This window comes from Catellatospora coxensis (assembly GCF_016862635.1).
In the GTDB taxonomy this organism is placed as follows: domain Bacteria; phylum Actinomycetota; class Actinomycetes; order Mycobacteriales; family Micromonosporaceae; genus Catellatospora; species Catellatospora coxensis.
The window spans coordinates 29,984-51,298 of sequence record NZ_BONI01000069.1; the positions used below are offsets into that span (position 1 = coordinate 29,984).

Below are 21,315 nucleotides of genomic sequence, written 5' to 3' on the forward strand. Positions count from 1 at the left end.
CGCAGAGCATCGAGGAGAGCACGGCGCGGCCCGTCGCGCGGCGGGCAGGCGGCGGTGGCGGCCTGAGTCTCGCCCTGGCGCAGGGCGGGATCGAGTTCAAGCAGTTCGTGCGTACCCGGGAGTCCCTGGTCTTCACGCTGCTCTTCCCCGTCATGCTGATGCTGATCTTCGGATCGATCTTCGGCAGCGTGGTCATCACCCCGCCCGGCGAGATCCCGGCGGTGACCCTGTCGCAGTACTTCGTCACCGGCATGATCGCCTCCGGCATCATGGCCACCGGTTTCCAGAACCTGGCGATCACCATCCCGATCGAGCGCGACCGGGGTGTGCTCAAGCGCTACCGCGGCACACCGATGCCGAAGTGGGTGTTCTTCGCCGGCAAGATCCTGTGCGTGGCGGCGCTCGCCTTCATCAGCGTCGTCATGCTGCTGGCCGTCGCGGTCGCCTTCTACGACCTGCGGCTGCCCGACACCGGGCAGAAGTGGTTCACCTTCGGCTGGGTCAGCGTGCTCGGCCTGATCGCCTGCACCCTGTGCGGCATCGCGTTCTCCGGCGTCGCGAAGACCGGCCGGGCCGGGCCGGCCGTGGTCACCCCGATCGCGCTGATCCTGCAGTTCACCTCCGGCGTGTTCTTCGAGTACGACGACCTGCCGCCGTGGATGCAGCAGTTCGCCGCACTGTTCCCGCTGAAGTGGATGTGCCAGGGCCTGCGCAGCGTGTTCCTGCCCGAGTCCTTCGCGAGCCAAGAGGTCGCCGGCTCGTACGAGCTGGGCAAGGTCGCCCTGGTGCTCGCCGCCTGGTGCGTCGGCGGGCTGGTCCTGTGCCTGGTCGGGTTCCGCTGGACGAGCAAGCGGGAGGGCTGATGGAGCGCCGCCGGGTGCTGCGGATCGCCGCGGGGGTGACCCTCGGCGCGGCGGCGCTCGGCGGCGTCGCGCTCTGGCGGGGCAGCCGCCCCGACGACGCGGAGACCGCCGCCGCGCTGGTCCCGGGCGTGCCACTCGGCGACGAGCGCCTGGAACAGCGTTCCTCGGCGGCGCGGGGCGCGAGCGTCGACTTCTACACCGCGGTGCCCGAGGGGCACGGCGACGGGCGCGGGCTGCCCGTGTGCCTCGTGCTGCACGGTGCTTCGGCGACGGCCGCGAACTTCCCCGGCTTCGGTTTCGGGCGCTTCCTCACCGACGCCGTCCGGCGCGGCGTGCCGCCGTTCGTGCTGGCCGGGGCCACCGGTGGGCGGCTGCGCTGGGAGCCGTCGGGGGCCGACGACCCGCAGCGCATGGCGTACGAGGAGATCCCGGCCTGGTGCGCCGAGCGCGGCTTCGACACGACGCGCCTGGCCCTGTGGGGCTGGTCGATGGGCGGTTACGGGGCGCTGCGGCTGGCCCAGTCGCACCCGGGCGCGTATCGCGCGGTGGCGGCGTTCTCCCCCGCGGTGGCGCCCGGGGACCGCGTCTTCGCGGGCGCTTCCGCCCTGGCGGGCACGCCCGTCGCGCTGTGGTGCGGCGAGCAGGACGGCTTCTACGAGGACGTACGTGCCCTGGCCGGCGCGATCCCGGCTGCCACCACGGCGTACGCCCCGGGCGCGCACACCCGCACGTACTGGAACTCCATCACCCCGGCCGCCTTCGACTTCCTCGGCCGCGCCCTGTCCCCGGCGTGACCCCTGTCGGCCACCGCCGCACCCCGTTTGCATCGACGTTGGCCTATCACATCGACTGCGGTCGACAAAAAGTCGAGGTGATAGGCCAACGTCTATGAGAAGCACGGCACGGCCGGTCAGCGCGTGCGGCTGGTCAGTACGTGTAGAAGCCCTTGCCGCTCTTGCGGCCCAGCTCGCCGGCGGTGACCATGCGCTGGAGCAGTTCCGGCGGGAAGAACTTCGGGTCCGCGGTGTCGGTGTAGATGTTGCGGGCGGCGTGCGCCAGGATGTCCACGCCGGTCAGGTCGGTGGTGGCCAGCGGGCCCATGGCGTGACCGAAGCCCAGCTTGCAGGCCGTGTCCAGGTCCTCGGGGGTGCACACGCCCGACTCGACGAGCTTGACCGCCTCCACGACGAGCGCCGCGATGAGGCGGGTGGTGACGAAGCCCGCGATGTCGCGGTTCACCACGATGCAGGTCTTGCCGATGCCCTCGGCGAACGCCCGCGCGGCGGCCAGCGTCTCGTCGCTGGTCCGGTGGCCGCGGACCAGCTCGCACAGCTTCATCATCGGCACCGGCGAGAAGAAGTGGGTGCCCACGACCATCTCGGGCCGCTGGGTGGCGGCGGCGATCTGGGTGATCGGGATGGCAGAGGTGTTGGTGCCGAGCACCGCGTCCGGCTTGCAGATGCGGTCCAGCGCCCGGAACACCTCCTGCTTGATCTCCAGCTTCTCGAAGACCGCCTCGATCACGATGTCGGCCTCGGCCGCGGCCTCGAGGTCCGTGGTGGTGGTGATACGTCCCAGCGCGTCCTGGGCGTCCTGTTCGGTGATGGTGCCCTTGGCGGCGAACCGGCCCAGCGAGGTACGGATGCCCTCCAGGCCCCGCCCGGTGGCCGCGTCGTCGAGGTCGCGCAGCGTGACCTGCCATCCGGCCTGCGCCGCCACCTGGGCGATACCGGCGCCCATGAGTCCCGCCCCGATGACCGCGAGCTTCCCTGCCATTGCACTGCCTCCCACTGGGGAACATGAACCGGTGTCGTCGGCCGGTGCACGCGCCGCCGACCGCAGTCGAGCCTAAACGATCGCTCAGGGCACCGGGAACGGCCTCGCGACCAGGGACGCTGGGTGCAAACTGGGATCATGCCTGCTAGTGCCTATCTCGCCGGCCCGATGATCGCGATCTTGACCATCGCGGTCCTCGCCGTGGTCCTGCACCGCGGACTGCAGCGCGACGCCGAGACACCCGTGCCGCTCGCGCCGAGCCCCGCCCTCGACGACTACGGCCTGCTCGCCAGCGCCGCGGTGGTCCGTACCCTCGCCGACGCGGCGCTCATCCGTGAGCACCTGCACAGCGTCGGCATCCGCGCGACACTCGCCACCGCGCCCGACGGCCGGATCCGGGTGCTGGTCTTCGCCGACGAGGTCAACCGCGCCCGCCGCGTCGTCGGCGAAACCCGCTGAACCCCGGTTGCCGTCAACGCCGCCGGCACCCGGTCCAACCACCACGGCCCGGCCGATGGCGCCCACGACTCTTGAAAACTTGCGGCCTCAGTGACGCACTGAGGCCGCAAGTTTGCAAGAGTCGCGCCACGGGGGCGGGTCAGAAGCCGTATTCGGGGTCGGCGGGGGTTTCGGCGCGTTCTACCTGGACACCCAGGGCTCGTAGGTCGCGGGCGAAGTCGGGGTAGCCGCGGTCGATGTGGTGGACGGCGCGGACCGTGGTCACGCCGTCGCCGCAGAGGCCGGCGATGACCAGCCCGGCCCCGGCGCGGATGTCGCTGGCGGTGACCTCGGCGCTGGACAGCCGGTCCCGGCCGCGGACCATGGCGTGGTGGCCCTCGATGCGGATGTCCGCGCCGAGCCGCTTGAGCTCCTCGGCGAACATGAACCGCCCGTCGAAGATGTTCTCCGTGATCAGCGAGACCCCGTCGGCGACCGCGGCCATGCCGATCGCCATCGGCAGCAGGTCGGTGGCGAAACCCGGGAAGGGCAGCGTGCGTACGTCCACCGCGCTGGGCCGGTCGGCGATGCGCACCCGGAACCAGTCGGGCCCGTAGTCGACCGCGCCGCCCGCCTGCTGGATCTTGTCCAGGGCGATCTCCAGGCAGCGCGGGTCGATGCCACGCACGGTGACGTCGCCCCTGGTCATCGCGGCTCCGAAGGCCCAGGTGCCGGCCACGATGCGGTCGCCGATGGTGGCGTGCTCGACGGGCTGGAGCGTGCGGACGCCGTGCACGGTCAGCTCGGAGGTGCCCGCGCCCTCGATGCGCGCGCCCATCCCGGTCAGCATCCGGCAGATGTCGACGATCTCCGGCTCGCGCGCCACGTTGTCGATCACCGTGGTGCCGCGCGCCAGCACGGCCGCCATCAGCAGGTTCTCCGTCGCGCCGACACTGGGGAAGTCCAGGCTGATCTTGGCGCCGTGCAGGCCCGACGGGGCCTCCGCGACGACGAAGCCGTGCTCGCCGCTGATGTCGGCGCCCATCTTCGCCAGGCCGGACACGTGCATGTCCAGCCCGCGGGAGCCGATCGCGTCACCGCCCGGGTGCGCGACCCGCACCTTGCCGCAGCGCGCGAGCAGCGGCCCGAGCACGCAGATCGACGCGCGCAGGCGGCGTACCAGCTCGTAGTCGGCCTCGGGGTGCAGCTCGGCGGGCACGTCGATGCGCACCCGGTCGTCCTCGAAGACGACGCCGGCGCCCAGCCGCCGCAGCACCTCCCCCATCAGCGCGATGTCGGTGATGCGCGGCACGTTGGTTATCACGCTCTCGCCCTCGGCGAGCAGCGCCGCCGCCATCAGTTTGAGCGCGCTGTTCTTCGCGCCGACCACGCCGACCTCGCCGGCCAGCCGTGCGCCGCCCTTGACCCGGATCACATCCACGTCGGCCATCGTAGAGACCGGACCCCCCGCCCGGACGTCCGCCAGCAACGCGCCGACGGAGTCACCACCGTCGGCCACCATTAGGCTCGCTGTCATGGCTGTTCACCTCACCCGCATCTACACCAGGACCGGCGACGCCGGCACCACCGCGCTCGGCAACGGCGAGCGTGTGGACAAGACCGATCCGCGCATCGCCGCGTACGCCGATGTGGACGAGTGCAACGCCGCGCTGGGTGTGGCGCTCGCTCTGGGCAACCTAGCTGATGATGTGCGTTCCGTGCTGACCCTCATCCAGAACGATCTCTTCGACGTGGGCGCCGACCTCTGCAACCCGATCACCCCCGATCCGAAGTACCCGCCGCTGCGCGTCACGCAGGACTACGTCACCCGCCTGGAGGGCTGGTGCGACGAGTTCAACGCGCGACTGGCCAAGCTGGATTCTTTTATCCTGCCGGGGGGTTCGCCGGGTGCGGCCCTGCTGCACGTCGCGCGAACCACCGCCCGGCGCGCGGAACGTTCCACGTTCGCGCTGCTGAGCATGGACGCGGAGCGCACCGGCCCGCTGCCCGCACAGTATCTCAACCGCCTCTCCGATCTGCTGTTCATCCTCGGAAGAGTCGCCAATTCCGACGGCGCCGACGACGTGAAGTGGGTGCCCGGGGCCAACCGGTGAGCCTGCACCACGTCGAGGTGTGGGTGCCGGACCTGGCGGCGACCGAGCGCTCCTGGGGCTGGCTGCTGACCGAGCTGGGCTGGACCGAGCACCAGCGGTGGGCGGCGGGCGTCTCCTGGCGGCACGGCACGGCGTACGTCGTCTTCGAGTGCTCCCCGGATCTGGCCGGCGGCCGGCACGAGCGGCGCGCTCCCGGGCTGAACCACCTGGCGCTGCACGCGGGCTCCCCGGCCGACGTGGACCGGCTGGTCGCGGCGGCGGGCGAGCGCGGCTGGCGGCTGCTGTTCCCCGACCGGCACCCGCACGCGGGCGGCCCGGACACCTACGCGGCGTACCTGGAGGACGAGCAGGGGTACGAGGTCGAACTGGTCGCGACCCGGTAAAAGGGCGGATCCGGCGCGCGGGGTCCACACCGTGACTACCGTGAGCCCATGGCCGCTGCGATCGTCGCGGAAGGTCTGGTCAAGCGGTACGGCTCGACGACCGCGCTGGCCGGGCTGTCCCTGAGCGTGCCGGAGGGCACCGTGCTGGGCCTGCTCGGACCCGACCGGGCCGGCAAGACGACCGCGGTGCGCATCATGGCCACCCTGCTGCGCCCGGACGCCGGCCGGTGCCTGGTCAACGGGGTCGACGTGCTGACGCACCCGGCCTGGGCCCGGCCGGACATCGGCGTGTGCGGGCAGCGCCCGGCCGTCGACGGCTTCCTCACCGGCTTCGAGAACCTGGAGCAGCTCGGCCGGCTGCACCGGCTCGGCCGCCGCCGGGCCCGCGCGCGGGCCGAGGAGCTGCTGGAACGCTTCCACCTGAGCGAGGCCGCGCACCGGCGGGTGAGCTGCTATCCCGCCGGGATGCGCCGCCGCCTCGACCTGGCCTGCGCGCTGGTCGCCGCGCCCGCCGTGGTGCTGCTCGACGAGCCCACCGCGGGGCTGGACCAGCGCAGCCGGCTGGGCATCTGGGACGTGATCAGCGAGCGGGTGCGCGACGGCACGACCCTGCTGCTGGCGACCCGGCACCTGGAGGAGGCCGACGAACTGGCCGACGAGATCGTGGTGCTCGACCGTGGCCACGTGCTCGCGCGAGGCACGCCGGAGCAGCTCACCCGGCAGATCGGCGGGGAGCGGCTGCAGGTCGTGCTGGGCGACCGGGCCGAGACCCAGGTCGCCGAGGACATCCTGAACCGGGTCTGCGGCGGCCAGGCCGTCGTCTTCCTGGACCAGCACCTGGTCCAGGCCCCCGTGGTGTCCGGCGCGCAGGCCCTGGTCGAGCTGGTGCGCCGGCTCGACGCCGCCGGCATCGAGCCCGTCGACATCGGCATCCACCGGGCCAGCCTCGACGACGTCTTCCGCAAGCTCACCGGCCAGGCCGCCACCCCCACCCTCGCCGACGAGGAGGCGCGAACATGACCGAGAGGAAGGGCACCTGCACATCGCCATGTGTTGTAGAGGGTGCCCTTCCTGACCACGAACGGGGTGGGCGGGTGGCGATCGTCCGCCCTGCGCCGCCCGCCCGGGGTGGGGAGGACGCGTGAGCGAGCTCGCGGCGGCGGCGCAGGACGTGGTGGTGGCGGCCCGGCGCGGGCTGCTGCGCGGGCGGCGGGAACCTCGGCTGCTGGCGCTGCCGCTGCTGCAGCCGGTGCTGTTCATGATGCTGTTCGGCGTGGTCCTGGGCGGCGTGATCCGGGTGCCGGGCGTCGCGGACTATGCCGGGTTCCTGACCCCGGGCCTGATCGTGCAGGCCGTCGCGCTCACCGCCGGGCTCGCCGCCGTGGACGTCGCCCGCGACGTGCATCGCGGCATGGTCGACCGGTTCCGGGCGCTGCCCGCGCCGGGGGCCGCGGTGCTGTTCGGGCGTACGGTGTCGGACCTGGTCCGGATCGCGCTGACGGCGGCGGTCGCCGCGGCGACCGGGGTGATCGCCGGCTGGCGCGTGCACAGCGGCCCCGCTGCGGCCGCCGCGGGCTTCCTGCTGGTCCTGACCTTCGGGTACGCCGTCGCGTGGCTGTCCGTGGCGCTGGGCCTGTCCGCACGCACTCCCCGCGCGGCCCGGACCGTCCTGCTGGTGTGCCTGATGCCGCTGACGTTCGTGTCGAACGTGCTCGCGCCGCCGGACACCATGCCGCCCTGGCTGCGCCCGCTCGCGGAGGCGAATCCCGTCTCGGCCGTCGTCACGGCGCTGCGCCTGCTCTGGGGCGACGAACCCGCCGGCTCCGGCGCGACCCCGGCTTCGGCGTACCCCCTGGCTCTGGTCTGGATCTTCGCGGCGCTGCTGGCGGCGATCCCGCTGGCGCTGCGCCGCTACCGCCGCACGCCCGCGCCGTGACCCGGGGCGGCGTTCGCTACGTGGAGTAGGGGGCGGCGGCTTCGAGCCAGGAGAGGAAGCCGGTGACGGTGTGCAGGGGCATGGCGATCTCCACCTGGGCCCGGGAGTCGGCGCACTGCAGCACGACCCAGTCGGCGGGCACGAGCACCGACTCCTCCGCGCTGGGCGCGCGCCGCGCGACGACCTTCAGGTCGCGCCGCGAGAGCGTGCGGCGCGGGCGCGGGGAGAGGCTGAACATCCGGTACCAGCGCAGGTCGTCGCCGCGGAACTGGGCGAAGCCGGGGGCCCAGCCGCGCCCTCCGGCCGTCTGGCGCAGCCGGAGGTAGAGCTCCACGGTGCCGTGGCCGCGCGCGAACACCTCGCGGCGCACGAAGAGGCCCGCCAGCAGGGCGAGCAGGACGACGAGGCCGATGGCGACTACTTCGAGCAGCGACCTCATCGTCGTGGGCGGCGCTGGTCGTTCAGTGACGCGCGGCCGGTGCGACCGATGCGACGGTCTCTGCCAGCACCGTCACGCCCTCGGTCGTGACGGACAGGAAGCCGCCGAAGACCTCGTAGGCCACTTCCTCGCCGCCGGGGAGGATGATGCGCACCCCGCCCGGGTTCGCCAGCTGGCCGAGCAGCGGCGCGTGGCTGGGCAGCACGCCCAGCTCGCCCTCGGTGGTGCGGGCGATGACCATCTCGGCCTGCCCGGACCAGACCTTCTCCTCGACGGCGACGAGCTCGACCTGGAGCAGCTTGGCCACGATGACTCCTCAGGTGTGCAAGATTGGTGCAGCGAGTCTAACCGCCGGTGATCAGCGGCCCCCAGCAGGACCGGTCAGTGTGAGCTAACCGGCGACCATCACTTACCCAGCATTTCGGGATGGAAAGCCACGAAGTTCTCGACCGAGCCCGCCGCGACCGAGGCCAGGAACTGCCGGGAGTACATGTCCAGCTGCTCCCCCAGATACTGGTACTTCATCTTGGGCTTGGACTTCTTCTTCTTGTCGTCCTTCTTGTCGCCGTCCCCGCCGTCGTCGCCGTCATCCCCGCCGTCGTCGCCGTCGTCACCGCCACCGTCGTCGCCCTCGTCGTCGCCCTTGTCCTTGTCGACGACGTAACGGCCCACCCCGCCACCGGACAGCTTCACCATGTGCACGGTGCTCGGGCGCAGATCCTGCAGCGCGAACGCCCAGTCGATCACGCCGTGCCCGCGGCCGCTGAAGGTGAGCGACGAGCCCGCCGCCCGCAGCACGGTGTCCATCTGCAGCGGGTCGCCCAGCACGTCGTCGCTGAACGCCTTGGCGATCATCGCGCGGACCAGCTGCTGCTGGTGCCGCTGCCGGGCGTAGTCACCGCCGGTCACGTAACGCTGCCGGGCGTAGTCCAGCGCCTGCCAGCCCTTGAAGTGGCGCATGCCCGGCTCGTAGACCATCTGCTCGCCGACGTACCCGGTGCTGCTGTTGCCCCGGTCCCGGGGGTCGCCGTCGGGCTCCAGGTGAATCGAGGCGACCCGCTCGTCGACCATCATGTCGATGCCGCCCAGGGCGTCGATGACGTCCTTGAACCCGCTGAAGTCGATGATCGCCCCCGCGTCGAACCGCGCGATCCCGGTGTACTGGCTGACCGTCGCGGCCAGCAGCTCGAAGCCCTGGGCATGGTTGGCACGGCGGTCGCCGGGCACCATCGAGCCGAAGTACATCGCGTGCGCCAGCTTGTCGGCCGGGTTGCCGCCGTAGCCGGACTTGGCGAACGGCGGGATCGCCACCAGCAGGTCCCGGGGCAGCGAGAACAGGTAACCCCGGTCGAGGCCGGCGGGGATGTGCATGACCAGGACCGAGTCGGCCCGCGGGATCCAGAACGGGTCGTTGTGCCGCGGGTCGATGCCCGCCAGCAGGATGTTGAGCGGCCCCTTGATGTCCTCCGGCCGCGGCGGGGCCTGCCGGCCCGGCGTCTGGTCGCCGAAGAGGTCCTCGCTGTGGACGGCGCCCTCGTAGCGCGCGAGCACACGGTCCACGGTGACCAGGGACGCACCGCTCAGCATCATCAGTGCCGTACCCGCGAGCATGCTCCAGCGGGCCCAGCGCGCCGCGGCACGCCACTGTTTAGCCACCATGATGTGGCTAACGAGGCAGATGCGGCCTTCGCTCTGCCGGGGTCCGACGCGAAGCGGCCCCTGTCCCGTTCGGGACAGGGGCCGCTTCGTGCTCGCGGACCTTACTTGGTCAGCTCGCGGTAGTTCTTCTCGAGGTCGTCGAGGCCGCCGCACATGAAGAAGGCCTGCTCCGGGACGTGGTCGTACTCGCCCTGGGAGATCTTCTTGAACGCCTCCACGGTCTCCTTCACCGGCACGGTCGAACCCTCGACACCGGTGAACTGCTTGGCCGCGTAGGTGTTCTGCGACAGGAACCGCTCGATCCGGCGGGCCCGGGCCACGGTGACCTTGTCCTCCTCGGACAGCTCGTCCATGCCGAGGATCGCGATGATGTCCTGCAGGTCGTTGTACTTCTGCAGGATCCGCTTCACCTCGGAGGCGACGGCGTAGTGCTCCGCGCCGACGTACTCCGGGGCCAGGATTCGCGAGGACGAGGCCAGCGGGTCCACGGCGGGGTAGATGCCCTTGTCGGACACCTTGCGCTCGAGGTTCGTGGTCGCGTCCAGGTGGGCGAAGGTGGTCGCCGGCGCCGGGTCGGTGTAGTCGTCCGCGGGCACGTAGATGGCCTGCAGCGAGGTGATGGCCTGGCCACGCACCGAGGTGATGCGCTCCTGGAGCTCACCCATCTCGTCGGCGAGGGTCGGCTGGTAACCCACGGCGCTCGGCATACGGCCGAGCAGGGTGGACACCTCGGAGCCGGCCTGCGTGAAGCGGAAGATGTTGTCGATGAAGAGCAGCACCTCCTGCTTCTGCACGTCGCGGAAGTACTCGGCCATGGTCAGCGCGGACAGCGCGACCCGCAGACGGGTGCCCGGGGGCTCGTCCATCTGGCCGAAGACCAGCGCGGTGTCGCCGAGCACGTTGGCGTCCGCCATCTCGTGGATGAGGTCGTTGCCCTCACGGGTGCGCTCACCCACGCCCGCGAACACGGACGTTCCACCGAAGTTACGGGCAACGCGGATGATCATCTCCTGGATGAGCACCGTCTTGCCCACGCCCGCGCCGCCGAACAGACCGATCTTGCCGCCCTTGACGTACGGGGCCAGCAGGTCGATCACCTTGACGCCGGTCTCCAGCATCTCGGTCTTCGGCTCCAGCTCGGAGAACGCCGGAGGCTTGCGGTGGATCGGCCAGCGCTCGGTGACCTCGAGCTTCTGCCCCTTCTCGAGGTTGAGGCAGTCACCGAGGACGTTGAACACCTTGCCCTTGGTCTCGTTGCCGACCGGCACGCTGATCGGCGAACCGGTGTCGCGCACCTCCGCACCGCGGACCATGCCGTCGGTGGGCTGCATCGAGATGGCCCGGACCACGTTGTCGCCGAGGTGGTTGGCCACCTCGAGGGTCAGCGTGCGGTCGCCCTCGCTCAGGGTCACCTCGACCTGGAGCGCGTTGAACAGAGCGGGCATCGCGTCGCGCGGGAACTCGACGTCGACGACCGGGCCGATGACCCGGACGACTCGACCGACGCCCGCCTTGGTGTCAGTAGCAGTGGTCATCATTCACTCCCCGCCGCCGCCAGCGCGTCCACGCCGCCGACGATCTCACTGATTTCCTGGGTGATCGCGGCCTGACGCGCGGAGTTCATCTCCCGCGTCAGCGACTTGATCATGGTTTCCGCATTGTCCGTCGCGCTCTTCATCGCCCGACGGCGGGAGGCCGACTCGCTGGCCGCCGAGTCCAGCAACGCCGCGTAGATCCGCGTGTTGATGTACTTCGGCAGCAGCGCGTCGAGCAGCTCCTCGGCGTTCGGCTCGAAGTCGTACGCCGGCAGCAGCTCGCCCTTGTTGCCCGCACGCTCTTCGACCTGCATCGGCGCGAAGATCTTCGTGCTGGCGTTCTGGGTCATGAGCGACTTGAACTCGGTGTAGACGATGTGCAGCTCGTCCACGCCCAGCACGCCGTCGTCGCCCGCGCCGTCGAGGCTGTCGTCCGCGCCGTGCACGAACGCCTGGATCAGCGTCTCGCCGACCCGGCGCGCGTCCTCGAAGCGCGGCTGCTCGGAGAAGCCGCTCCAGCTTCCGGCGAGCTCGCGCCCGCGGAAGGTGTAGTAGCTGATCCCCTTGCGGCCGACGACGTACAGCGCGACCTGCTTGCCCTCGCTCTTCAGGCGAGCGATGAGCTGCTCGGCGAGGCGGATCGCGTTGGCGTTGTAACCGCCGCACAGACCGCGGTCGCTCGTGACGAGCAGCACGCCGGCCCGGTGCTCCGGGTCCCGGGGCACCAGCAGCGGGTGCTGTGCGTTGGTGTTCGACGCCAGCGCGGTCAGCACACCGGTGATCGCGTTCGCGTACGGCAAGGACGCGTCGACCCGAGCCTGAGCCTTGGCGATACGGCTGGTCGCGACCAGCTCCATCGCCTTGGTGATCTTCTTCGTCGAGCGGGTCGCCTTGATCCGCCGACGAAGCACTCGTACCGAACCGGCCATGACTACTTCTTCTCGTCCACGATGCGGGTGACGGTCTCGGTGACCTCGGGGCCCTCGAGCGCGTCGGCCTCAGCCTCGTTGATCACGACGTTGTCCTCGGCCGGCAGGAAGCCCGCCTTGAACGACGTGATCGCCTTGTCGAGGTTCGCCACGACGTCGTCGTCCCAGGTGCCGCCGGCGATCGTCTTCAGCACGTCGCTGTGCGAGGCACGCAGGTGCTGCAGGAACTCGCCCTCGAAGCGGCGGACGTCCTTGACCGGGATGTCGTCGAGCTTGCCCTCGGTGCCGGTCCAGACCGAGACGACCTGCTCCTCGATCGGGTACGGCGAGTAGTTCTGCTGCTTGAGCAGCTCGACCAGGCGGGAGCCCTTCTCCAGCTGGGCGCGCGAGGCGCGGTCCAGGTCGGAGGCGAAGGCGGCGAACGCCTCCAGCTCACGGAACTGGGCCAGGTCCAGGCGCAGGCGGCCGGAGACCTTGCGCATCGGCTTGCCCTGCGCCGAGCCACCGACCCGGGAGACCGAGGTGCCGACGTTGATCGCCGGACGCACACCCGAGTTGAACAGGTTCTCCTCGAGGAAGATCTGCCCGTCGGTGATGGAGATGACGTTGGTCGGGATGAACGCCGAGATGTCGCCGGCCTTCGTCTCGATGATCGGCAGACCGGTCATCGAGCCCGCGCCCAGGTCGTCGGACAGCTTCGCGCAGCGCTCCAGCAGGCGGGAGTGCAGGTAGAAGACGTCACCCGGGTAGGCCTCACGGCCCGGCGGGCGGCGCAGCAGCAGCGACACGGCACGGTAGGCCTCGGCCTGCTTGCTCAGGTCGTCGAAGACGATCAGAACGTGCTTGCCGGCGTACATCCAGTGCTGGCCGATGGCCGAACCGGCGTACGGCGCCAGGTACTTGAAGCCGGCCGGGTCCGACGCCGGGGAGGCGACGATGGTGGTGTACTCCATCGCACCCGCGGCCTCCAGCGTGCCCTTGACGGACGCGATGGTGGACGCCTTCTGGCCGATGGCGACGTAGATGCAGCGGACCTGCTTCTTCGGGTCGCCGGTCTTCCAGTTGGCGCGCTGGTTGATGATCGCGTCCAGCGCGACCGAGGTCTTGCCGGTCTTGCGGTCACCGATGATCAGCTGGCGCTGGCCGCGGCCGATCGGGGTCATCGCGTCGATGGCCTTGATGCCGGTCTCGAGCGACTCGTGCACGCTCTTGCGGACCATCACGTTCGGAGCCTGCAGCTCCAGCTCGCGGAAGCCCTCGTTGTCGATCTCGCCCAGCCCGTCGATGGCGGCACCCAGCGGGTTCACCACGCGGCCCAGGAACTTGTCGCCGACCGGCACGGAGAGCACGCGGCCGGTGCGCTTGACCGGCTGCCCCTCCTCGATGCCCTCGAAGGCACCCAGGACGACGACACCGATCTCGCGGACGTCCAGGTTCAGCGCGACACCCAGGGTGCCGTCTTCGAACTCCAGCAGCTCGTTGGCCATGGTGGAGGGCAGACCCTCGACCTTGGCGATGCCGTCACCGGCCTCGGTGACGACGCCGACCTCCTCGCGGGAGATCTCGGGCGCGTACGAGGAGACGAAACGCTCAAGCGCTCCACGGATCTCCTCGGACGAGATGGTCAGCTCGGCCATCCTCAGCTTCCTATCGGTGTCGTGACTGTCAAGTCAGGTTCGGTATCGGTTCAGGGGAACCCGGTGCCGGCGTGCCGCCGGAGCGGCGCACCGGGTCGGACCGGGTTCCGGGCGCTCGCTAGGCGAACGCGTTGCGGACTGCGGCCAGCCGCCGTGCGATGGTGCCGTCGTAGAGGTCGCTGCCGACCTGCACGCTCAGCCCACCCAGCACCGCGGGGTCGACGGTTACCTTCACCGAGACCTGACGGCCGTAGATGGCGGACAGCGACGAGGCCAGGCGGGACTCCTCCGCCTCGGTCAGCGGCTGCGCGACCGTGACGTACGCGACCTGCGCCTCCCGGCGCTCGGCGGCCAGTTCGACCAGCCGGGTGATCGCGCCGCTGAACGAGCGGCCGCCGAAGCCCCGCACGGCCAGCTCGGCCAGGCTCACCGTCACCGGCTTCGCCTTGCCCCGCAGCAGGCTCCCGACCAGCTCGGCCCGGCGCGCCACCGGCACGACGGTCTCGCCGATCGTGGCCGCCAGCTGCAGGTCGCCGTCGACGATCTGCCCGAAGCGGAACAGCTCGTCCTCGACCTCGCTGAGGTCGCCGGCCAGCTCCGCCGAGGCCAGCAGCGCGTCCGCGCCCAGGCGCTCGGTGCCGTCCAGCAGCTCCGACGCGGCCGACCAGCGGCCCGACGCCAGCACCTTGATCAGGTCAACGGTACCCTGGCCGACCTTGCCCGCCAGCAGGGTCGCGGCCAGCTCGGCCCGCTCCTCGCCAGAACGGGACGGGTCCGACAGCGCGCGGCGCAGCCGCGGCTCACGGCGCAGCAGGTCCGCGAAGCCGAGCAGCTCCTCGGCGATCACCGCCGTGTCGGCGGCACCCGCCGCCCGGGCGCTGGTCTCCAGCGCTGCCCGGGCCGCGGTGTACGACTCTCGGCTTGCCGCCTGCATCAACGGGCTCCGGCGGTCTCGAGCTCGGCGAGCGCGCGCTCGACCGTGCCACGGCGACGGGCCTCGTCCTCCAGCGACTCGCCAACGATCTTGCTGGCCAGGCTGACCGCCAGCGTGCCCATCTCGGCACGCAGCTCGCGGACGATGCTCGCCCGCTCGCCGGCCAGCTGGTCGCGACCGGCCGCGATGATGCGGTCGGACTCCTCGCGAGCCTTGGCCAGCACGTCGGTGCGGATGCCCTCGGCGTCGGCACGGGCCTCGTCACGGATGCGCGCGGCCTCCGTGCGAGCCTCGGCCAGCTGCGCCTTGTACTGCGACAGCAGGGCCGCGGCCTCGGCCTGAGCCTTCTCCGCCTTGACGAGCCCGCCCTCGATGGCCTCGACGCGCTGCTGGAACATGCTCTCCATACGCGGGAACACGAACTTGGTCAGCACGAACAGCAGGACGCCGAAGGCGATGAGGCCGACGATCACCTCGGCCAGCGGCACGCCGAGCACGTTGTAGCCGTGCTCCGCGGGCGCGCCTGGCGCCTCTTGTGCGATGTACATAGGTCACTCCCCTTCGGCGGTGACCGGTCGTCGCGGACCGGTCACCGGATCGTCTCGGCGCTCGGGACCCGGCTTAGCTGAGGGCGAACGCGAGAACCAGGCCCAGCAGGGCCAGCGCCTCGACGACCGCGAAGCCCATGAACATGTAGGTGCGGGTCAGGCCGGCGCTCTCGGGCTGACGGGCGGTCGCCTGGATGTAGGCGGCGAAGACCAGACCCACGCCGATACCCGGGCCGAGGGCGGCGATGCCGTAGCCGATGACGTTAAGGCTGCCGGTCATGTTGGTTTCCTCCTGAGTTCGACGCGTGTCGGTCACGCGCACGTTTTTGTTTACAGGTATGAGCGATCTTCAGTTGTGGATCGAGAAGCCAGGGGTGTCGCGCCGGGCGGGCGCGAATACTCGGTTGCCGGGAACTCAGTGCTCTTCGGAGATCGAGCTCTGGAAGTAGGTCGCCGACAGCAGGGTGAAGACGTACGCCTGCAGGCTGAGGATGAACAGCTCGAACAGGGTCATGATGATCGCGAAGGCCCAGCTGCCCAGCGCGGCCGGCTTCAGCAGCAGCGGACCCGCGTTCCACAGCGCCACACCGCCGAGGGTGAACACCAGCAGGATCATGTGACCCGCGAACATGTTCGCGAAGAGACGGACGGCGAGCGTGATCGGCCGGAGCACCAGGTTCGAGATGAACTCGATCGGGATCAGGATCGGCTGGACCAGCCACGGCACGCCCGGCTGCACGCAGGCGTGCTTCAGGTAACCGAAGAAGCCGTGCTTCTTGACGCCCAGGCCGATGTAGATGAACCAGGTCAGCACGGCGAGCACGGCCGGGAAGGCCAGGTGCGAGTTGGGGGAGATCTGCGCGAACGGCACGATGCTCCACAGGTTCGTCACGAAGACGAAGCAGAAGATGGTCGCCAGGTACGGCGCGAAGCGCACGCCCTGCGGACCGATGATGTCGGTGGCGATGTTGTTGCGCACCACGCCGTACACCGACTCGGCGAGCCACTGCTTCTTGCTCGGCACCAGCGTGGGGTTGCGGTACGTCACGAGGAAGAAGACGATGACGATGGCGACGGCGATCCAGACCAGCAGCGTCAGCTTCGTGAAGGCGTGCCCCCAGGGGCTGCCCTCGAGCGACGGGATGAGGGTCTTGTAGTCGAAGACTTCCGGCCCAGGGGGAAACTCCGAGGCAAGGAAACCCGGCTGCGTAATCAACCTGTCATCCTCCGTCGATCGGGCACGGTCACCCGTCCAGTCTTTTCACGGTCAGATAGACCCCGGCGGCCGCGCCGCCGATCAAACCGATCAACAGCCCGACGTTGGGGAGTCCCAGCCACTTATCGATGAGCCACCCGACCCCTCCCCAGACCAGCATTCCGCCGAGGAGATACCCGATGGCCGCCCAACCCGCATCGGCGCCCTCTGCGTGAGGGCGCTTCGGAGGCTGGTCATCGGCCATGACGCGGCGAACAATATCAGCCACCCCCTGCAGCGGACGACGCACCCCCCGTACGCGAGCGATGTTCATCACCAGGTCGACCGCAGGTCAACTTCCGCAAGGATGAGATCGATGTTGATTTAACCGCGCCGAACCGCTGAGATGGAGACAACCCTTCCGTTCTCCCCCACGGCGGTGCGGCGATGCGCAAGCTCACGATACCTGTAGTTTTCGTACTGCTCACAGCATTGAGCAGCGGTTGTGAGCCGCGCGGCAACGATGACACCGAATCGACCAAGCCGGTGCACTGCACGGTCATCGTCGATGGTCCGAAGGCCGACGAGGACCGGGACAACTTCGCCGGCCGCGTCCGCTATCGATGCGCCACCCCCGGCGCCGAGAAGCTCACCTTGAAGATCAAACTCGAGCGCCGCGACGGTGACGTATGGCGCAGTGTGGCCTCCCGCACACACACCCTCAAGGGCAAGCAGACCTACGCCGCCGAGCTCAAATACCAGTCCAAGGACCTGAGCCTCACCTGCCGCTCCGGCACCTTCCGCACCGTGGTCGACTGGTCCCGCACCTCCCGCAAAGACACCGAAGGCGACAACCTCATCTCCGGCGCGGTGAAGGACCCCTGCCGCCCACCCATCTTCGGCTAGCCCGCGCCCCGGCGCACCGGCGCACCGGCGGGTTGATCATGAACTTATGGCACGGCTCGACGGCGTGTCGGCGGCACAGGTTCCTGATCGACTACTTCTCGGGCTCGTCGATGTACGGGATCTTGGCGTGCCAGAGCCACCAGCCGTGGCCGATGGTCCACGCGATCGCGGCGATGCCGATGCCGATCGCCATCGGCTTGAGGCCGGCCCAGCCCGACTTGGCGATCACGGCGAGCACCAGGAACAGCACGGTGAACTTGACGCCGTACATCAGCAGGCCGACCGACAGCACCATCTTCGGGTTGATCGAGTCCGCCCAGGCGATCACGAAACTGGACAGCAGGTAGCTGACGCAGACCAGGACCACACCCGCCAGCACGCCGACCGCGGCCGCCGCGCCGACGGCGAGGTACGCCACCAGCGGCGCCACCACGGCCACCGCCGCGGTCACACCGAGCATGAACGGCAGGAACTTCAGCCGCTTACCGAGCATCACGCCTCAAGGTCATCAGGTTGTTGTGCCAACGACACGCCGACCAACCGTGCCATAGGTTCATGATCAACCAGGCGGGGGCGTGGGGTGGGTCACGCTGGGGGGAGGAGGACGGTCGTGAGGGGGTGGACGGTGGACTGGATCTCGTCGGCCACGCGGGCGAAGACCTGGTCGCCGCGGCCCCAGGGGTCGTCGAGGTCGTCCTTGGCCTGGGCGGGTTCGCCGTTGCGGGCGGTGGCGACGGCGGCGACCAGGGCTACGCCGCGGGTGTAGACCGCATCGGGGGTGCGGTCGGCGCCGGGCAGCGTCGACTGGTCCACCGAGGGCAGGAGGCGGCCGAACTCGCCGAGCACGAAGGTGCGGTCGGCGGCGTCGGGGCGCAGCGCGACGACGTAGTCGTACTGGTCGGCGGTGGCGGTGAGGATCAGGTCGGCCGACTCGATGTGCTCGGCGCGCAGCTTGCGGGCGCTGAAGTCGTCCGGCGAGCCGCCACGCGAGCGCACCTGGCGGGCCGCGGGCGGGTTCATCTCCTCGCCCTCGTGCCAGCCGCCGGTACCCGCGGAGTGCGAGAGCACCAGGTCGGCGCCGACGGGGCCGGCCTGCTCGGTGACCGCCAGCGCCAGCAGGCGCTCGGCCATCGGCGAGCGGCAGATGTTGCCCATGCAGACGTGCAGGACCGTGAACGGGGCCATCACGACTCCTCCGGACCCTGGATGTCGGTGGCGACCTCGCGCAGCTGGTCGAGGCTGATCGCCCCGGCGCGCAGCACCCGCGGGCGCTCGCCGGTCACGTCCACGATGGTCGACGGGACCGGGCTGGGGCACTCCCCCGCCTCCAGGTACACGCTGACCTTGTAGCTGAGCTGGTCACGGGCCTGCTCGGCGGTGAGCGCCGCGGGCTGGCCGGTGAGGTTCGCCGAGGAGACGGCCATCGGGCCGGTCTTGCGCAGCACCTCCAGCGCGACGGGGTGCAGCGGCATGCGTACGGCCACCGTGCCGCCCGTCTCGCCGAGGTCCCACTGCAGGCTCGGCGCCTGCTCGACGACGATGGTCAGCGCGCCCGGCCAGAAGGCCTCGACCAGGTCGCGGGCCACCGACGGCAGCCGCATCACCAGTCCGTCGAGGGTGTGCCGGGAGCCGACCAGCACCGGCGGCGGCATGTGCCGACCCCGCCCCTTGGCGCTGAGCAGGTTGGTCACCGCCCACGGCTTGAAGGCGTCGGCGCCGATGCCGTACACCGTGTCGGTGGGCAGGACCACAAGGTCGCCACTGGATACGGCGTCGATCGCGGCCTGGATCCCGCGGTCCCGTTCGACGACGTTGCGGCAGTCGTAGAGCCTCACGAGGAGCCAGTCTGTCATGCGCTGTTCGCATACGGCACACACGCCTCCCACCCACCGGACAGCAGATCCGCCATCAGGAGCCGTTAAGAAGGTGCCCTTCCGCTACGCGGAGCGATGTGAAGGTGCCCTTCCTTTCGTCGCGGTGGTGAAGCGGGGGCGGCCTGCCAGGTCGGGGTGGGTGCGGATGTCCTGCCAGGTGGCCAGGAGGGAGGCCATGGCGGGGGTATGGGTGTCGTCGTGCTCGACGCCGAGGCGGCCGCCGTCGTGGAGCACGTCCCAGGCGCGCGCGATGATCACGGGGATGAGGTCGAGGCCATGCTCGCCGGAGAAGACCGCCTCGGCGGGGTCGTGGCCGACCTCGGGCGGGACGGCGACCGTCAGGGGCACGTAGGGCGGGTTGCACAGGATCAGGTCGGCGGGGGCGGGCAGCGGCACGTCGCGCACGTCGCCGGGGACGACCCGGACCGGGGTGCCCGCGGTGTTGCGGCGCAGCCAGGGCAGGGCGTCGTCGCTGCGTTCGACGGCGTACACGGTCGCGTCGGGGCGGGCGTCGGCGACCGCGATCGCCAGGGCGCCGGAGCCGCTGCACAGGTCCAGGACCACCGGCTCGGCCACGCCGCGCAGGGCCTCGATGCCCCAGCGGGCCAGCAGCTCGGTCTCCGGGCGCGGAATGAAGACGCCCGGCCCGACCAGCAGTTCGCGGTCGAGGAACGGGGCCGTCCCGGTCAGGTGCTGCAGCGGGACCCGCTCGGCGCGGCGGCGCACCAGCTCATCGAACGACGCCACCTGCGGCTCGGTGACGGTGTCGATCAGCAGCAGCCGGCCGCGGGGCACCCCGAGCACGTGCGCGGCGAGCAGTTCCGCCTCGACCCGGGGCGAGTCGATCCCAGCGGCGGCGAGCCGGGCCGCGGCGGCGCGGATGTGGGCGGAGAGCACGGGCACCCGATCAACCTAGCGGCCCGGCCGGGTGAACCGGCCGAGCACTCGCGCCCAGGCCGCGCCGGTTCGCTGAATCGGGCACAGCCCCAGGTCCCGCGCCGGACCGGCCCGTGACGGGCAGTCGGATCCCCGCGGACCGCGGCGGGGCGGTCCACGAGAAACCGGTTGACCCCTCGGGAGTGCGTTGAGATGGTCGGCGCATGTCGTTGGTGGAGGCCCGTGGCCTGACGAAGATCTTCCGTCGGCCGGAGAAGGATCCGGGTCTGCGCGGCTCGCTGAAACATCTGGTGCAACGCAGGTTCAAGGAGTTCCGGGCGGTGGACGGCATCGACCTGTCCATCGAGGCGGGCGAGTCCGTGGCGTACGTGGGGCCCAACGGCGCGGGCAAGTCCACGACGATCAAGCTGCTCACCGGCATCCTGGTGCCGACCGCGGGCACGGTGCGGGTGGCGGGAGCCGAGCCGCACACCGACCGGATGGTCAACGCCCGCAACATCGGCGTGTTGTTCGGCCAGCGCACCCAGCTGTGGTGGGACCTGCCGGTGCGCGAGTCGCTGGCCCTGCTGCGCGACATGTACGACCTGAGCCCCGCCTTCTACAAGCAGCGCCTGGAACGCCTCGACGACGTGCTCGGCCTGGCCGACCTGCTGCCCGTGGTGGCCCGCAAGCTGTCCCTGGGCCAGCGCATGCGCGCCGACCTGGCCGCCGCGCTGCTGCACCAGCCGAAGATCGTCTACCTGGACGAGCCGACCATCGGGCTCGACATCTCGGTCAAGGACCGGGTCCGGCAGTTCCTGAGGGAGCTGCGCCAGGACGGCACGACGCTCATGCTGACGACGCATGACCTGGGCGACATCGAGGACGTGTGCGAGCGGATCGTCATCATCGACGAGGGCCGGAAGATCTTCGACGGCCCGCTGGCCGAGATGAAGGACCGCTTCGCGCGGGTACGCCGGATGCACCTGCAGCTGGCCGAGTCCACGCCGATCGAGAAGCTCACCGAGCGCCTGCCCGACGTCGAGGTCGTCGCGGGCGACAGCCCGGCCGAGGTCACGCTGACGTTCGACCGGTTCACCCACACCGCCGGCCAGCTCATCGCGGCGGTGCTGGACGTCGTCGAGGTCGGCGAGCTGCACCTGGACGAGCCCGCGATCGAGGACGTGGTGCGCAAGGTGTACGCCGGGGAGCTGCTGCGGACCGAGCGAGGCGGGGCGGTCCCGCAGCTCGGAGCGGCTCATGCCGCCGACGC

Annotated in this window: 26 protein-coding genes; 9 read left to right on the top strand and 17 right to left on the bottom strand. The window is 70.5% G+C overall.

The annotated features are described in order from the left end of the window. Positions 1–8 precede the first annotated feature (8 nt). Entirely contained in the window at positions 9–863 is an 855-nt protein-coding gene (locus Cco03nite_RS31575; RefSeq protein WP_239167822.1) for an ABC transporter permease, read from the top strand. Then, positions 863–1,657, top strand: coding sequence for an alpha/beta hydrolase (locus Cco03nite_RS31580; RefSeq protein ID WP_203696898.1), 795 nt, complete (start codon positions 863–865; stop codon positions 1,655–1,657). Before Cco03nite_RS31575 ends, Cco03nite_RS31580 begins: the two co-directional genes overlap by 1 nt. Positions 1,658–1,790: 133 nt before the next feature. Here Cco03nite_RS31580 and Cco03nite_RS31585 read toward each other — a convergent pair whose 3' ends face one another. Then, the gene (locus tag Cco03nite_RS31585; protein ID WP_203696900.1) at positions 1,791–2,639 is read right to left on the bottom strand and encodes a 3-hydroxyacyl-CoA dehydrogenase family protein; all 849 of its coding nucleotides are present in this window, start codon (positions 2,637–2,639) and stop codon (positions 1,791–1,793) included. A 138-nt stretch (positions 2,640–2,777) separates the two neighbouring features. On the opposite strand from Cco03nite_RS31585, the gene Cco03nite_RS31590 reads away from it, so the two are divergent. Continuing rightward, positions 2,778–3,098 carry a hypothetical protein gene (locus tag Cco03nite_RS31590; RefSeq protein WP_203696902.1) on the top strand — a complete coding sequence of 107 codons (321 nt, stop codon included), beginning with the start codon at positions 2,778–2,780 and terminating at the stop codon, positions 3,096–3,098. Between the two features lie 139 nt (positions 3,099–3,237). Here the strand turns inward: Cco03nite_RS31590 and murA are convergent, their stop codons facing one another. Beyond that, a complete protein-coding gene (gene murA, locus Cco03nite_RS31595; protein WP_203696910.1) occupies positions 3,238–4,614 on the bottom strand; it encodes a UDP-N-acetylglucosamine 1-carboxyvinyltransferase in 1,377 nt (458 codons plus the stop codon). Between murA and Cco03nite_RS31600 the strand changes: the two genes are divergently transcribed. From Cco03nite_RS31600 to Cco03nite_RS31615, 4 genes are all read left to right on the top strand, one after another. Next, positions 4,613–5,191: a cob(I)yrinic acid a,c-diamide adenosyltransferase gene (locus Cco03nite_RS31600; protein ID WP_203696918.1), complete on the top strand. Its 579-nt coding sequence runs from the start codon at positions 4,613–4,615 to the stop codon at positions 5,189–5,191. The two genes, murA and Cco03nite_RS31600, sit on opposite strands and share 2 nt — an antisense overlap. Then, positions 5,188–5,574, top strand: coding sequence for a VOC family protein (locus Cco03nite_RS31605; RefSeq protein WP_373314375.1), 387 nt, complete (start codon positions 5,188–5,190; stop codon positions 5,572–5,574). Before Cco03nite_RS31600 ends, Cco03nite_RS31605 begins: the two co-directional genes overlap by 4 nt. A gap of 48 nt (positions 5,575–5,622) precedes the next feature. Further along, complete coding sequence (locus Cco03nite_RS31610; protein WP_203696932.1) at positions 5,623–6,594, top strand: ATP-binding cassette domain-containing protein; 972 nt, start codon at positions 5,623–5,625, stop codon at positions 6,592–6,594. A 121-nt stretch (positions 6,595–6,715) separates the two neighbouring features. Beyond that, the gene (locus Cco03nite_RS31615; protein WP_203696934.1) at positions 6,716–7,510 is read left to right on the top strand and encodes an ABC transporter permease; all 795 of its coding nucleotides are present in this window, start codon (positions 6,716–6,718) and stop codon (positions 7,508–7,510) included. Between the two features lie 16 nt (positions 7,511–7,526). On the opposite strand, the gene Cco03nite_RS31620 is transcribed toward Cco03nite_RS31615, so the two are convergent. From Cco03nite_RS31620 to Cco03nite_RS31670, 11 genes are all read right to left on the bottom strand, one after another. Continuing rightward, the gene (locus tag Cco03nite_RS31620) at positions 7,527–7,949 is read right to left on the bottom strand and encodes a DUF2550 domain-containing protein (protein ID WP_203696936.1); all 423 of its coding nucleotides are present in this window, start codon (positions 7,947–7,949) and stop codon (positions 7,527–7,529) included. Positions 7,950–7,971: 22 nt separating this feature from the next. After that, positions 7,972–8,256: a F0F1 ATP synthase subunit epsilon gene (locus tag Cco03nite_RS31625; RefSeq protein WP_203696938.1), complete on the bottom strand. Its 285-nt coding sequence runs from the start codon at positions 8,254–8,256 to the stop codon at positions 7,972–7,974. A gap of 98 nt (positions 8,257–8,354) precedes the next feature. After that, complete coding sequence (locus Cco03nite_RS31630; RefSeq protein ID WP_203696939.1) at positions 8,355–9,608, bottom strand: LCP family protein; 1,254 nt, start codon at positions 9,606–9,608, stop codon at positions 8,355–8,357. Between the two features lie 101 nt (positions 9,609–9,709). Further along, positions 9,710–11,143, bottom strand: coding sequence for a F0F1 ATP synthase subunit beta (gene atpD, locus Cco03nite_RS31635; protein ID WP_203696941.1), 1,434 nt, complete (start codon positions 11,141–11,143; stop codon positions 9,710–9,712). Beyond that, complete coding sequence (locus Cco03nite_RS31640) at positions 11,143–12,072, bottom strand: F0F1 ATP synthase subunit gamma (RefSeq protein WP_203696943.1); 930 nt, start codon at positions 12,070–12,072, stop codon at positions 11,143–11,145. Before Cco03nite_RS31640 ends, atpD begins: the two co-directional genes overlap by 1 nt. Before the next feature lie 2 nt (positions 12,073–12,074). Beyond that, positions 12,075–13,709, bottom strand: coding sequence for a F0F1 ATP synthase subunit alpha (gene atpA / locus Cco03nite_RS31645; protein WP_203696945.1), 1,635 nt, complete (start codon positions 13,707–13,709; stop codon positions 12,075–12,077). Between the two features lie 118 nt (positions 13,710–13,827). Next, on the bottom strand, positions 13,828–14,643 hold the full coding sequence (locus Cco03nite_RS31650) for a F0F1 ATP synthase subunit delta (RefSeq protein WP_203696947.1): 816 nt from the start codon (positions 14,641–14,643) through the stop codon (positions 13,828–13,830). Further along, positions 14,643–15,191, bottom strand: coding sequence for a F0F1 ATP synthase subunit B (locus Cco03nite_RS31655; RefSeq protein WP_203696949.1), 549 nt, complete (start codon positions 15,189–15,191; stop codon positions 14,643–14,645). Before Cco03nite_RS31655 ends, Cco03nite_RS31650 begins: the two co-directional genes overlap by 1 nt. Positions 15,192–15,264: 73 nt before the next feature. Then, positions 15,265–15,471: an ATP synthase F0 subunit C gene (gene atpE / locus Cco03nite_RS31660; protein ID WP_155371925.1), complete on the bottom strand. Its 207-nt coding sequence runs from the start codon at positions 15,469–15,471 to the stop codon at positions 15,265–15,267. Positions 15,472–15,606: 135 nt separating this feature from the next. Next, a complete protein-coding gene (gene atpB / locus Cco03nite_RS31665; protein WP_239167820.1) occupies positions 15,607–16,407 on the bottom strand; it encodes a F0F1 ATP synthase subunit A in 801 nt (266 codons plus the stop codon). A gap of 28 nt (positions 16,408–16,435) precedes the next feature. Further along, on the bottom strand, positions 16,436–16,651 hold the full coding sequence (locus Cco03nite_RS31670) for an AtpZ/AtpI family protein (RefSeq protein ID WP_203696950.1): 216 nt from the start codon (positions 16,649–16,651) through the stop codon (positions 16,436–16,438). 182 nt (positions 16,652–16,833) lie between these two features. Between Cco03nite_RS31670 and Cco03nite_RS31675 the strand changes: the two genes are divergently transcribed. Further along, complete coding sequence (locus tag Cco03nite_RS31675) at positions 16,834–17,292, top strand: hypothetical protein (RefSeq protein WP_203696951.1); 459 nt, start codon at positions 16,834–16,836, stop codon at positions 17,290–17,292. A 91-nt stretch (positions 17,293–17,383) separates the two neighbouring features. Here Cco03nite_RS31675 and Cco03nite_RS31680 read toward each other — a convergent pair whose 3' ends face one another. From Cco03nite_RS31680 to prmC, 4 genes are all read right to left on the bottom strand, one after another. After that, a complete protein-coding gene (locus Cco03nite_RS31680) occupies positions 17,384–17,788 on the bottom strand; it encodes a hypothetical protein (protein WP_203696952.1) in 405 nt (134 codons plus the stop codon). 89 nt (positions 17,789–17,877) lie between these two features. Next, a complete protein-coding gene (locus Cco03nite_RS31685; RefSeq protein WP_203696953.1) occupies positions 17,878–18,477 on the bottom strand; it encodes an arsenate reductase/protein-tyrosine-phosphatase family protein in 600 nt (199 codons plus the stop codon). Beyond that, positions 18,477–19,145 carry an L-threonylcarbamoyladenylate synthase gene (locus Cco03nite_RS31690; RefSeq protein ID WP_203696954.1) on the bottom strand — a complete coding sequence of 223 codons (669 nt, stop codon included), beginning with the start codon at positions 19,143–19,145 and terminating at the stop codon, positions 18,477–18,479. The genes Cco03nite_RS31685 and Cco03nite_RS31690 overlap by 1 nt, the downstream gene beginning before the upstream one ends. 84 nt (positions 19,146–19,229) lie before the next feature. Beyond that, complete coding sequence (gene prmC / locus Cco03nite_RS31695; RefSeq protein WP_239167821.1) at positions 19,230–20,069, bottom strand: peptide chain release factor N(5)-glutamine methyltransferase; 840 nt, start codon at positions 20,067–20,069, stop codon at positions 19,230–19,232. Between the two features lie 197 nt (positions 20,070–20,266). On the opposite strand from prmC, the gene Cco03nite_RS31700 reads away from it, so the two are divergent. After that, positions 20,267–21,315, top strand: a 1,049-nt coding sequence (locus tag Cco03nite_RS31700; protein ID WP_203696959.1) for an ABC transporter ATP-binding protein, incomplete at its 3' end; no start/stop codon positions are given.